This is a genomic window from Bacteroides sp. ZJ-18, from assembly GCF_011038705.2.
In the GTDB taxonomy this organism is placed as follows: domain Bacteria; phylum Bacteroidota; class Bacteroidia; order Bacteroidales; family Bacteroidaceae; genus Bacteroides; species Bacteroides hominis.
In genome coordinates this window covers 2,101,532-2,115,511 of the sequence record NZ_CP072198.1, presented here as the reverse complement: position 1 = coordinate 2,115,511, position 13,980 = coordinate 2,101,532, and the positions used below count along the sequence as shown (strand labels likewise).

Below are 13,980 nucleotides of genomic sequence, written 5' to 3'. Positions count from 1 at the left end.
AATGGAGCCTGAGTACAAAGATAGGCAAGAATCTTGTTCTGTCATGAAAATAATGAAATTAAATATAAAGCACATCTAAAAAAGATGCCGCCTCAACGATATTATCATTAAGACGGCATCCTGTTTCTGCCAAGAAGTTTTCTAAGGTTTCAGATTTTTCATCCGGACATGCCTTAATATATTCTGTAATTCAAAAACCCGCTCCGGATATAAAGAAGCTTCGTTCTTCCGTTCCGCCACATCATCTGCTACATGATATAATTGGGGGGTACTCAAATTACCGGTTTCTATTTTAGGTCCCCAGGTAATCATGGCAGGTCCGTCATTCGGCTCAATATACTTCCAATCTTTGGTACGGACCGACAAAGTGTGATTTGAAGCCTGCTCTATCACCCATGGACGATCGGACTGATTCTTGCCTAACCAAGTATCCAGAAAGTTAAAACTGTCAGGTGCCGCTCCTTTGGGTAGCCCTGCTCCAACCAATGAAGCCAAAGAAGCAAACCAATCAATTTGTGAAACTAAAGCATTGGAAACCTCGGCTGAAGCAGCTCCCTTCGGCCACCGGACAATAGCGGGAATACGGGTTCCACCTTCAAAAGCACTGTACTTATTACCACGTAACGGTCCTGCGGGACTATGCCCGTTCAGCAACTCCTCTGCCCGATCCTGATAGCCATCATCAACAACCGGCCCGTTATCACTGGACAGTATAATGAGGGTATTTTCTGATAATCCCAGCTTATCAAGCGTATCCATAATCTGACCTACACTCCAGTCAAACTGGACTATTGCATCTCCGCGCAATCCCATCGGATTTTTACCACGGAAGCGATCGTGCGGAAAACGAGGGACATGAACATCGTTCGTCGCAAAATACATAAAGAACGGCTCGTCCTTATGCTCACGAATGAAACCTATGGCATGTGAAGTTATCGAATCAGCAATATTCTCGTCTTTCCACAAGGCCTTGCCTCCCCCTTTCATATATCCGATACGACCAATGCCATTGACAATAGCCATATCATGTCCATGGCTTGACTTCAGATTGAACAACAACTCCGGGTGATCCTTTCCCAATGGTTCTCCTTCAATCGGTTTACGATAACTGACCTCAATCGGAGCAGAGGGATCATAATTGGCCACCTTACCATTTTCTATAAAAACACACGGAACACGATCAGCGGTTGCAGCCATTATATAGGAATAATCAAAACCGATATCTCCTAAAGCAGTCGGCAACGGAGCATTCCAATCTTGTTCCCCATCCTTATCTCCCAATCCTAAATGCCATTTGCCGATAGCAGCAGTAGCATAACCGGCGTTTTTAAACATGTCAGCCATCGTATAACGCTCGGGGCGGATAATCATCCCTGCATTGCCTGCCGCAATATCCGTGCCCGGACGACGCCAGGCATACTCTCCGGTAAGCATGGAATAACGGGATGGGGTACTTGTAGCTGCTGTAGCATGGGCATTATTAAAGCGGATCCCCTCAGCTGCCAAACGATTTACATGGGGTGTCTGCACATTCTTTGCACCGTAACATTCCAAATCACCATAGCCGAGGTCATCAGCATAGATAAACACAACATTGGGGAGCTTCCGATCGTTAACTTTTTGTTGGGCTTTCCCTCCCTTCTGACCGGTAGCAGCCATCAGGCATGCTACCGGAGAGAGACAAGCCAATAATACATATTGTCTCATTACTTAAGCTATTAAATTAGTCGCGTAAATTAGGATTAATATTCTGTTCAGACTGTGGAATCGGCCATGTATAATCTGTCGGATTGCGGAAAGCACGTTTTCCAACATACCAACGGCACTTCCCTGTCGGATCAACCTCCTTGGTCGTTGTTGCATACTGAGTTGAATTTGGATAGGGAGCACCCCATATTTTCTGGGACAACACTTCATGTGCAATCCCCCATCGCATGATATCCCAGTAGCGAATACCTTCCATAGCCAACTCAATGCGACGTTCGTGACGCACGATCTCACGAAGTTTAGCCGGATTCACTTCGGTAATAACAGGCATCTTCACACTGGCCCGACCTCTCACTGCATTGATTGTCTCGTCCAATGTTCCCTGAGTGATCGTTTGATTATCTTCAACCAGACATTCCAGATATCCCAACAACACTTCGGCATAACGAATAATCGGAGTCAGTCCGTTTGCGCTCTGTACATCGTTTATAGGTGTCGATTCTTCAAAATATTTCCTCATCATAAAGCCGGTTCTGGAAGCCTCGCTCGTATAATCGAGCTTCTCTTTCTTGGCTGCACTATAGTCAGGACTCATCTTATACTCTGTACCCATAAAGATGGCACCATTATAGTAAATTGTATAATCCAGACGCGGATCGCGATCCTTTCCTAAATTAGACGGGTCATATCTCGGATCATCATAGCTGAAAGGAGTTCCATCCTTAAATTCATACGATTCGTATAAATCAGCAGCCGGATTGACCAGGCTCCAGCCCCCGTCTTTGGCAGAAAGTGCATGCTGCGGCAGACCGGTACCCAGATAGTTTTCCAGATACTGGATGTAGAAAATATTCTCCTTGTTCGAAGTTCCGGTAGAAGGATAAAACAGCTCCTGATAGTTGGCGTTTATCGCATTATCTCCCAATTCCATAATATCGTGGAAAGCCTTTGCTCCACTTTTCCAATCTTTCTGCAACATGCAGGTACGTCCGAGAAAAGCAAGGGCCGCCTGTTTACAAGCACGTCCGGCTTCTCCCGCCGGAATGGCGGAGAAACGGGGCAAATCGGCCGCAGCTGCAGTAAATTCGGTTACACACCATTTCAGGATATCGGCTTGTGAAGTCTTTGTCACATTGTTGGCTTCTTCACCCGTCAGCACATTCTCTACTAAAGGAACATCCTTGAAGTAGCTGGCAAGATAAAAATACTGGGTTGCACGTAAAAAGCGGGCCTCAGCAATCATCCGTGTCTTTTTTGCCGATTCGGAACTATTCTGAATGCCAACAAGAAAACGATTGCAGTAACCTATTCTCTTATAAGACGTTTCCCAATATCTTTTAATAAATGCATTATCAGCCGTCAAATTACCACTTGAAATCTTGAAGAAAGGATTATTCTCCCCCCGACGGTCAAAAGCATTATCCGAAAGATGCTCCATCATAATCATTCCGTGATAGGACCACCAATCCGAAGGGTTATACTCTACGCCGTCTGTCAGGCTTCCTCTATAAAGAGAAGTCAATGCCAGTTCCGCATTCGATTCGCTATTCCAAAAAGTCTCTTCAGACAAGTCTGTCAGTGGATAGCGCTCTAAATCACAAGCTTGAAACAGTCCTGCCGCCAATGCCAATGCTACTATATATTTTAAACTCTTCATCTTACATCAAAATTTTAAGGTTAAACCAAATGTATAAGTTGACAGAATAGGATAATAACTACCGTCTGTATTAATTTCCGGATCCCAGCCTTTACGATATCCGCTGATGGAGAATGGATTATCAAGTGATATATAAAAACGAAGGTTGGAGGAACCGAACTTCTGAGTTATATGTTTGGGCAATGTATATCCTAACTGGATATTTCTCACTTTGAGATAAGAGGCATCCAGAATCCAGAAGTCAGAACCCAGCGTATTGTTGCTACCCGCATTCGACATCACCTCGAGACGGGGATACTTAGGATACCGGTTCGACTGATTATTCGTCCAGGTCTCTTCTGCCTGCCATTTCTGGATATTACCTTCCTGGAAGAAAGCATAACCGGCATAATTAGTCAACTGTCCTTTTACTTTGGCCACTCCTTGAAGCAATATATTGAAATCGAATCCTTTGTATTCGGCACCCAATCCTAAACCAAATGTATATTGAGGTATCTTCGATCCCAAATAAGCTTTATCGGCTTCATCCACCTTTCCGTCACCGGAAATATCCACATAACGCAAATCACCCGCTTTGGAGTTAGGAGCAATCTTACTCTGATCATGCCATTCTTTTACTTCTTCATCAGTCAAGAATACGCCATCCGTCTTATAACCGTAAAACATATTCATCGGATAACCCAGGAACAGATTGCTACCATTACCTATCATTCCACTCTTTTGCTCCACATCTCCTACACCCAGACTGATCACTTTATTCTTGATAATGGAAAAGTTTCCGTTAACATGATAACTAAATTCACCAACCTTATTCTGGTGCCCTATTTCAAACTCCCATCCCTTGTTTTCAAGACTTCCCGTGTTGACTTGCGAAAGTGCAAGACCGAAAATAGAAGAATAACTTGCGCTCGGTTTATACAGGATGTCTGTTGTCTTACGATAGAAATAAGCTGCATTAAACGTCAGTTTGTTCTTCCAGAAAGCAGTCTCGATACCGACATCCGTAGTACGGGTCTTTTCCCATTTTAGAGTCGGATCAACATAGGTAGTCACTGCGGCACCCTGAGTATAAACACCCCCGAATACATAGTTCATTGCTTTTCCAAGAGCATAAGTAGACTGATAAGGATAGTTACCAATATTGTTATTACCCAGAATACCGTATGATGCTTTCAGCTTCAGATTATCAATAAAGCTCAGTGACTCTGCTTCTTTGAAAAATTGCTCCTCCGATAAACGCCATCCTGCGGCAACAGATGGAAAGAAACCAAATTTATTATCTGTCGGGAAACGGGAAGAACCATCATAGCGCATCGTGGTTTCAAACAAATAGCGTTGGTCATAATTATAAGTCAAACGTCCGAAAACAGACATAATGGCCCAATCATAGCCTCCACCGGAATTGGTTTGCCCATCAGCTCCTCCGGCGTTCAGGTAGGGGACTTCATCCGATGGGAAATTCAGGCGGCTTCCTCCTACGGTTCTCTGCGATTCATCTTCCCAAGTATAACCGACTAATACAGACAAATCATTCTTGCTGAATTTCACATTGTAATCTGCCAATGCCTGAAACGTTTTATAGACCGTTTTATACATGGTATCCGACAGAGAAGAAGGACCCAACTTTTTACCGCCTGTAATCTCCATAGCCGAACGATAGTGACGAATCTGCTGACCGGTATAATTATATCCTCCGATAGCTTTCAAAGTTAAACCTTTCACCGGTGTAAACGCCAACTCTACATTAGAACGGAATTTATCAAAGTTTTCATCATAAAAAGAACCACTATCCAACCATGCCAACGGTGTACCAAGCACCTTGGGTCCTAAACCGTACGAACCATCTTCCAATTTGGTAGCCCACAATCCTGGGAAACGAAGTGCATTGCTTGAAAAAGCTTTAAATCCTGCAGAATCCATTCCACCTGGAGTAGAAGGCTCGCTTCTTTTTGAAACGACACCGCCTAAACGTGTGGTTAATGTAAGGTTTTTAGCCAATTCTGTCGTCAGATTCACTCTGCCGTTATAACGATCATAGTGATTGTGTTTCATCAGTCCGTTCTGTTTTACATAGCCAAAGGAAACCATATATTGTGTTTTATCATTGCCTCCGTTCACAGTCAGTTCATGTCCGGTTTGCAGCCCTTTGTTACCCAATAATTTGTCTAGATAGTGTTCTTTAGGATAATTGTACGGATCGGAGCCATCTTTATATTTCTGAATCTCTTCTGCCGTATAAACCTCCTTGCCCATTGCTTTATTGTACAGTTCGGCATACTCCCACGAATCACACATTTCAGGTAATTCAGTAGCCTGATTAAATCCGACATAACCGTTATAACTTACAGTAACCTTACCCTTTTGACCACCCTTGGTTTTCACAAGTACAACGCCGTTCGCAGCACGCGAACCGTAAATAGCAGCAGAGGAAGCATCTTTCAAGATTGAAATACTCTCAATATCAGCTGGATTCAAATCATTCAAGCTACCGGGAAGTCCGTCAACCAGCACCAAAGGATCGGGGGTTGCTCCAAAAGAACCGACACCACGTACACGAATTGTACCTTGATCTTGTCCGGGATTACCGCTCGATTGTGTAATTGTTACTCCGGATAGTTGTCCGGTCAGCATATTCGAAACGCTGGGAGCGGTTCTGGATTCAAGTTTCTTACTATCCACCGCAGCAATCGAACCAATCACGTTCACTTTCTTCTGTGAACCATATCCAACCACGACCACCTCTTCCAAAGCCCGGGTATCTTCTTTCATCGTAACACTCAATGGTTTTCCCGAAACAACTTTCAGTTCCTGAGTCTGATATCCGATATAAGAAATCTCAATCACCGCTTTCTCCGAACTCACTGATAAGGAGAACTCTCCCTCTAAATTAGTTATGATACCGTTTGTTGTCCCTTTCTCAACGACACTGGCACCAATCACCGGTTCTCCGTTCACATCCGTCACTCTTCCCGAAACTCTTACCGTTTGTTGTTGCTTCGATGTCATTTCGGTAGATAAAATAATCTTTTTATCCAAAACGGAATACTTCACATTAGTCCCTTCAAAGATTTCATCCAGCACTTTAAATATATCACTCTTGTCAACTGAAACGGAAACCATCCTTTTCAGGTTAACATGTTTGTTATTAAAGAAAAAGCCAAAGCCCGATTGCTTTTCTATTTCTTTCAGAACTTTCTCTACAGTTTGATTATGTATATCAATACTGATCTCCACCTTTTGTGCAAAAACATCTGTGGCATGCACAAAACTCATAGAGCAAATTAGGAATAGAATAAATAGTCGCATAGTTCTTGGTATTTTATTCGAGGTCAGCCAAAGCGAAGACTTTACCACCCGCAATAATTGGATGCTAAAATAATTTTGCATAATTTTGTATTGACTTAAAGTTAAAAAAATAGTTTATCTTAGCTTGTCGCTAAACAAGCTCAAAAGGTTTACTCTTTTACGTATGGAAGGATACGCCAATATCTTTCCGTACGTTTTTAGTAGTTCAGGGAGATTTGTTTTTCATAAGCATTTCTTTTAAGGGTTAATTAATAAATTTCAATTTTACTCCGTTCATCCTGAATATCAGGACTCTCCAGGTATCTCCATTGTATCTTGGACGAAATTTTAAAATATTCCAATATGCGTTCAAGCCGTTGTTCGGTGAATGTACCCGTAAACGCATTTGTTTTTAAACGTGTATTCTTTATAATGAAAGTTACATTAAAACGTTTTTCAAGCATTCTCAACGCTACTTCCAACGGCGTATTACTGAATATGATCTTGCCATCTTTCCAGGCGGTTTCCGACAAGCCAGATGTAGCATATAGCCGCACATCACCGCTTGTCGAACTATAAACAAGCTTTTGTCCGGGTTTCATAACAACTTTCTTAACCCGATAATCTCTATCATTAAAATGAAAACAAACATGTCCTTCTACCAACGTGGTCGAGACGTCCGGTTCATCTTCATAAGCCTCCACATTAAAATGGGTACCCAATACTTCTATCTTTGATGCATGTGGAGTAGAGACGAAAAACTTCTTTTTTAAATCTTTTGCTACCGCAAAATAAGCCTCTCCCCGCAACTCCACATCTCGTGTATCACCTTCAAAAAAAGTTGGATAACGTAAAGAAGATTCCGAATTCAGATAAACAACCGTACTATCTGGTAGTACCACCGAAGTTGTCATTCCCGGATTCGTCTTAATCTCAAGCATCTGACTCAAGACAGGTTTACTATTGTTCATGTATTGCACCACAAAAGCTATAAACAAAGGAATGAATAAAACAGCAGCGGTACGTTGTATCCACTCCCACCAAGTTGTTTTCTTTACAACCATTCTACTCCTAACCTTATCCAAGGCCTTCTCCGTATCCACCTTACGCATTACGTTAACTGTATCTACAGCCAGATAAAGAGTATTCATCTGATCAACCATCTTCCGGTTCTCTTCCGATTCTCCTATCCAGGCTTCCACCTGCCTGCACTCTTCTTCCGTAGCCAGTCCTTCACAATAGCGAGGTAGTAAATGGTCTATATCTTCTTGATTCATATTTATAACTCAACTCTTTTATTAATAAGACAGGTGGGAAAATAGGATTCCTAAACTTAATTCCATTTTTTTTTAGAAAATCTTTGTTTTAATAAGAAAAGACTATCTTTGTATATAAATTAAATTCTTAGATCTATGAAGCCAAACCGGACAAGAGAAGAGATTTTATTGCTTTCCAAACTTCAACAAGGGGATAAAAAGGCTTTTAACGCCTTGTTCAGAAAATACTATCCAACGTTATGTGCATACGCCCACCGGTTTGTGGATTTGGAGGATGCGGAGGAAATTGTACAGGATGTGATGCTTTGGCTATGGGAGAATCGTGAGATATTACTTATTGAATCATCACTAAGCCAATATCTGCTAAAAATGATATATCACCGTGCATTAAACCGCATCGCGCAGAAAGAGGTAAAATATCGCGCAGATACACTATTTTATGAAAAAAATCAGGCAATGATTTACGATGTAGACTTCTATCAGATAGAAGAATTAACAAAACGGATTCACACAGCCATAGCAGCGTTACCGGAATCTTATCGAGAAGCATTTATCATGCACCGCTTCAAGGATATGAGTTACAAAGAAATTGCAGAGCTCCTTAATATATCTACTAAGACCGTAGATTATCGTATACAACAGGCACTGAAATTACTACGCAAGGAACTCAAGGAATTCTTATCATTGGCATTAATTTTTCTGGCAGCGTAGTTCGCACAGACGAAAGATAGACATTATAAAAGGAGGCAGAGTTACCAGGGCGGACGCTCAATAAATATAACATCTTATCATTTTCTATATTTTTTCAATACCAATGACTTTATCTCTTATTTTCTCATCCCATCCACATGCTTTCCTCTTTCCTGCCATTCCCAGTTTGATGTCACTCTGTTTCAATAGCATGAGTGCTAACTTTGATATGGCAGAAAAGTTGATAGCTGCATTTCCTGTTTTCCTGTCATCATCTTCTCTGAATCCTATATCAAGTACCCAATGTAGGTTATTTTCAACCTCCCAGTGTGATCTAATCGATTTGAGTATGATAATCGGGTCAGGTTCCAATGATGATATATAATACCTTGTTTCCATGACAGCCTCTTTATCCCCCATTTTTCTAATAGAATTTATCATTGCCAATGTCTTGATTCCCGTCCAGCCTTTGAGAAAATACTGAAGATTTTTAGCGCTTATGCATACACATTCTCTGTATTCACTTCTTCCATGCCCTTTGTTTTCCTCAAAGTACCTTTTTGCGTGACATAAATAGTATCTCGATTCCTCACTAAGATTAAACTCTATTATATCCCTGAGTGCTTCGTGATTATCTTTGGCACATAAAATATAGTCAGCCTTGTTCTCTATTATTAGTTTAGTGATTGATTTCTGACAGCCGATAGCATCAATGGTTATGATACAATTCTCAAGATCCAGTGTCTTTATCAGCTCGGGGATAGCTTTTATTTCATTCGATTTTTCTTCTACTTTTCTTTGCCCAAGGCAAATACCGTTAGATACAGACCAGGCACTGACCATGTAGAGTTTACTTCTCACTCCATTTTTTGAGTTACTACTTTTATCGGGATTATCACAAATGGCTTTTCCATCAATAGCTACCACTCCGGGGATTCTACGGCAGATGTCATCAACCCACAACCTGAAACATTCTTCAAACCAATCGATATCCAATATGGAGAAGAAACGGCTCAAGGTATCATGAGAAGGAATAGAAACCAAACCCGGAAGACGAGCCTTGAAATATGATTCATGTGTTTTTCCGAATGTTTCTATTTCGTTCCACGTATCAGCACCGCAGATAACAGCGACTAGGGCGATGAACACTATTTCGTTAGACTGATATATTTTATTCTTATCATCTCTTACATCAGGAATAATAGCTGAAAATGCTTGAATGGTCATATTGCGATATGGATTTAATATAGTAAAAAACAAATGTAATGAATTATATTACACACAGACAAAAGGAGCAGGAAATATTGAAAAATACAGGGAAGGGACTACATATTTAGGAAATAATACAACCCTAATAAGATGTTATACTTATTGAGCGTCCGCCCTGCAGAGTTACCGAATAAAAAGAAGGAGTTGTGTCAAAAGTCTTTTCACCACAAAGGACACAGAGTAGCAGAGATTATTCACATTGATCATCAACGACTTAAAGACACATCTGTGTTATTCTGTGTTCTCTATGGTGAGTTTCGACACCCCCTCCTTTACACATGCACTGTTTATTCTATCGTAATATCAAACTGATCATAAGAATCTGTTCTCCACGATTTATCGCAAGTCAGAGGAGAGAGAGCAAAAAGAGGAGAGAAAGTCTTGATTTTAATCGTTTTTCCATCAGGCATAAATTCCATAATTCTCAGCCACCCGTCTCCACCGTTACCAAACCATTGTCCATCTGCTGTCTGTGCATTGAACATCATTTGAGGAACATTTTTACCGGATGCATTTTTATCAATCCGGAAACTGACATTATCCTTATAATCGGCTATCTCACATTCGTGTCCACAAATCACCATACAAATATTCTTTGAAGGATAAACCAACTTGTCCCAAATAACTTGTCCATAATTGGCAGGTGTCATTTTATAATTCTCTTTTTCAATTATTTTTCCTGTCCATGCCAGATATGAATGCGTCAACAATATCACCTTATGATCCTTATAGCGAGGTGAATCCACCACTTTCTTCGCCCACTCCAAAGCTTCATCACGAGGAGCAAACTCCAGAGAAACAACTAAAATCTTACCCCAGGTATCAGTCACGAATTCATAAGCAGCATTTTCCAGTGTTGGTATGCCCTGATAGTTATTTCCTACAGCAACCAGACTTTCTCTCCAACAAGAATTTCTCTCTGAAGGAAAGTGATCAGGAAAATGACACAAACGATTTTCTGCTTTTTGATATCCATAATCATGATTGCCGGTACAAATCACATAAGGCAGCTTTCCGTCCAAGCGCTCAAATGCACGCGAGGCGGCACGCCATTGTTCTTCACTTGTCTGATTCCCGTTCACTCCATCCGGAATACGGATTTCATTCTGCTCCACCAAATCACCGGTACAAAGCACTCCTTTTATATTCAGAGACTCAATGCTATTAGCCACCCATGCTGTCTGCAACTCAAAAAGAGGTTGGTTGGCATCGAACTTTGTATAGCTCTGTGGATCGGGCAACAGAATCATTGAAAAAGAATTTTTATCGGTAAGTTTTGCACGTACCGGATAAACTTGCGCAGAAACAAATAAAGTCTGCATACAAAGAATAAAAGCTAATAAGTAGTTTTTCCTGTTCATAAGTATTACATTTAAATATTTCAAATAAAATTAAGTAGCAAAGATATAAATACTCACTGGCAATAACCCCTGTATCCTCCTAATTATTTCAGAAGAAAAGTGGCCATTACAGCTTTATGATCCGTCGGCCACACCCCTAACGGGGTTATAAATAAATCTTTGCTTCTCTCCTCTATACGTTTACTGCGGACAATCGATTTTGAAGGTCCTACCACAGATACATCCTTCAATTTCAATTTTTTGTCAGGCCTGAAATAAATAAAATCAATACGGTCCCGTTCATCAGCGTCAGGTGCCCACGACAGCTTTTCTACAGCTATACCTTCATTATCAGACGGAAAAGTAAATCCCGGATGTGTGATCGGATTAGGATATTTTGTCCGGTAGGCATCTTTAAATCCCGCATTTTCAAGGAGAACGGAACAATCCCACCGAACTACCGTCCCGTTATGATCCCACAATTTCTTCGTATTTTCGTTCCAGTCCAAATGTGAAGGTTCATTGAAATCACCGCCTAATAAAACAATATTCCCCTTTTCTTTCCGGGCATCTTCTATCACATGACGAATCGCTTCATCACGCAAAGATTCATTATTGGCTTTCTCAATCACCGCTACATCCAGTACCGGTGCATCCAACTTTTTCCATGTAACGCCACTATATCCTCTTGGCAGATAACAGGCATAATGTGTATAATCCAAATGTGCGGAATATACAACAACATCTCTTCCATTAATGCGTATGCGGGCTTTCAGTACGGAACCGGCATCATCTTCCAAGGGACAATTAGGAGCCTGTTCTTCAATTTTATATTTAGATAAAATACCTACATCCAACTTGCTGTTTTCACCATAATATCTCTTTCCACGTTCTTCCAAAGCCTGTAGTATACGCGAAATAAATTGTTTTCCATGATAGTTTCTCACTTCACTAAACATCACGATATCCGGCTCCAGACGAGCCACCTCGTCAGCTATTGCCTCAAAGCCCCCTTTCACCATGGTACCTTCCTGCCAGATATTCATTTGGAGGACTTTAACTTCGTTTCCCTTGCCATAAGCCATTACAGTAGATAGCCATAAGACTATACTTAATAAACTATATCTCAACATCATATTAATAAATGTATTAAAAACCAGAGGAGGTGCGAACAGAAAGCATTTCTCTCCATTCTGCACACACCTCTTCTAAAACTCTATTTTATTGCAAAATCCACATCAGTTTATTAACGTCATCTACTCCCCCGAATTGACGTTGCAAAGCCTCGTTCTGATGCTCCAGATTATAATCAGACTCTGATTTCGGATACATCCAGCGCATAGGCAGTCTGTCATTCATCGTATTCCGGTTGGTTGCAGGATTAATCGGTAATATCGGATACCCTGTACGACGGTAGTCATAATAAACATCATACGGATGTTGCATGAACGATGCCAGATAACGTTGTGTCAATATCTTCTCAAGGTCTCCCTCTCTCTCACCACTTAACTGTATAGCCGGTGTTTCAAGAAAAGCCGCAATCGCTTCCTGCGTCAACGGATGTCCATGATGATAGATCTCTTCATCCGGAGTATTAGCAGCTATAAACTCCATGTGAGCTCTGATTGCCTTCTTGTAATAAGTAGTTGCATCACCCGAAATCCATCCTCTCACGGCAGCTTCTGCCAGAATGAAATTCTGTTCGGCATATCCCAATCGGACAACCGGTTCTCCGGAAGGATAATCAGTATACCGCGCATTAAATCCTGAATATTGTTCTGTGGCATAAGCCTTCTCTATCTGCTCAAAAGGCAATGACGGATCAGTCCCGATATAAGCATCCCAACTGTCAGCGGTCACTCCTGCATCAAGTTTAGCCTTTGCCGGTTTGGCATAATAGAACATACGGATATCTCCGGTTGCCTTAAACTTATCAATCAGCATAGTAGAAAGCATGGCATAACCGGCGTGTTTAGTATTTGTGTTATGGAAAGGATATACAGTATTCGCTTTATCCGCATATTTCATCTGAAGATTATCATCGTTTGATTCCATTAAGCTACCCGATGCCACGATCCGGGCAAAACGTTCTTTCACATTCAAATCTACATCACTCTCTTTCTTCGAAAGATGCATCAGAACTTTCAACTGAAATGCTGTAGTCGCTTTCTTCCATTTGCTGATACTACCTCCCAGAATCGGATCACCATCAAAATCTTTAGCTGAGGAAAATAATTCGTATGCTCTTTCCAGATCACTCAAAACAAACCCCATCACTTCCTTTTGGGTATTGTATTTAGGGCGCACCAACCCTAATTCACCTTGCAAAGCCTCCTCGTAAGGAAGGTCACCCATTTCCATCGACATATAGAATATTTTGTAGGCCTTTATAAAATGCGCCAGACCATCGTATGCATTCACATTATCATCCGTAACAGATTCGACCATCTTCTGTGCATTAATCAGTGTCGTGTATCCTCCGAAACCGGAACGTCCGAACACATTATACTGGTAATCTTCCATACTTTCGCCCCATGCCATCTGTTTGGCAAGCAGATCGTCATATATAAATGATTTACTGGCACTGGACGATGTAATATCCAAAAGTAATCCGGTCGCCAGCAGTGAAGAGGTAACCTTAGTGGTTGCATCGGGATTTGTGTTGATTTCATCGAACTTATCGCAAGAAGCCAGCAAGGTAGTTACCAATAACAACGATATGTATTTATTAATTCGTTTCATATTATTCTATCTT

Annotated in this window: 9 protein-coding genes; 1 reads left to right on the top strand and 8 read right to left on the bottom strand. The window is 41.2% G+C overall.

Going from position 1 to position 13,980, the window contains the following annotated elements:
* Positions 1 to 141: 141 nt before the first annotated feature.
* The 4 genes from G7Y45_RS08310 to G7Y45_RS08295 form a co-directional block, all read right to left on the bottom strand.
* Positions 142 to 1,707, bottom strand: a complete 1,566-nt coding sequence (locus G7Y45_RS08310) for an arylsulfatase (RefSeq protein WP_005809968.1) — start codon at positions 1,705 to 1,707, stop codon at positions 142 to 144.
* A 16-nt stretch (positions 1,708 to 1,723) separates the two neighbouring features.
* The gene (locus G7Y45_RS08305; protein WP_005775803.1) at positions 1,724 to 3,364 is read right to left on the bottom strand and encodes a RagB/SusD family nutrient uptake outer membrane protein; all 1,641 of its coding nucleotides are present in this window, start codon (positions 3,362 to 3,364) and stop codon (positions 1,724 to 1,726) included.
* Between the two features lie 6 nt (positions 3,365 to 3,370).
* Entirely contained in the window at positions 3,371 to 6,751 is a 3,381-nt protein-coding gene (locus G7Y45_RS08300) for a TonB-dependent receptor (RefSeq protein ID WP_165015970.1), read from the bottom strand.
* A gap of 167 nt (positions 6,752 to 6,918) precedes the next feature.
* Positions 6,919 to 7,926 carry a FecR family protein gene (locus tag G7Y45_RS08295; RefSeq protein ID WP_005809974.1) on the bottom strand — a complete coding sequence of 336 codons (1,008 nt, stop codon included), beginning with the start codon at positions 7,924 to 7,926 and terminating at the stop codon, positions 6,919 to 6,921.
* Between the two features lie 135 nt (positions 7,927 to 8,061).
* Between G7Y45_RS08295 and G7Y45_RS08290 the strand changes: the two genes are divergently transcribed.
* Complete coding sequence (locus tag G7Y45_RS08290; RefSeq protein ID WP_005775800.1) at positions 8,062 to 8,637, top strand: RNA polymerase sigma-70 factor; 576 nt, start codon at positions 8,062 to 8,064, stop codon at positions 8,635 to 8,637.
* An 84-nt stretch (positions 8,638 to 8,721) separates the two neighbouring features.
* On the opposite strand, the gene G7Y45_RS08285 is transcribed toward G7Y45_RS08290, so the two are convergent.
* From G7Y45_RS08285 to G7Y45_RS08270, 4 genes are all read right to left on the bottom strand, one after another.
* Positions 8,722 to 9,843 carry an ISAs1-like element ISBf9 family transposase gene (locus G7Y45_RS08285; RefSeq protein ID WP_209377340.1) on the bottom strand — a complete coding sequence of 374 codons (1,122 nt, stop codon included), beginning with the start codon at positions 9,841 to 9,843 and terminating at the stop codon, positions 8,722 to 8,724.
* Between the two features lie 329 nt (positions 9,844 to 10,172).
* Complete coding sequence (locus G7Y45_RS08280) at positions 10,173 to 11,246, bottom strand: metallophosphoesterase (RefSeq protein ID WP_165017347.1); 1,074 nt, start codon at positions 11,244 to 11,246, stop codon at positions 10,173 to 10,175.
* An 83-nt stretch (positions 11,247 to 11,329) separates the two neighbouring features.
* Positions 11,330 to 12,358 (bottom strand): endonuclease/exonuclease/phosphatase family protein, encoded by a 1,029-nt coding sequence (locus tag G7Y45_RS08275; protein WP_032531830.1) that lies wholly within the window; start codon positions 12,356 to 12,358, stop codon positions 11,330 to 11,332.
* Positions 12,359 to 12,446: 88 nt separating this feature from the next.
* Positions 12,447 to 13,967: a SusD/RagB family nutrient-binding outer membrane lipoprotein gene (locus G7Y45_RS08270; protein ID WP_005809982.1), complete on the bottom strand. Its 1,521-nt coding sequence runs from the start codon at positions 13,965 to 13,967 to the stop codon at positions 12,447 to 12,449.
* Between the last annotated feature and the right edge of the window lie 13 nt (positions 13,968 to 13,980).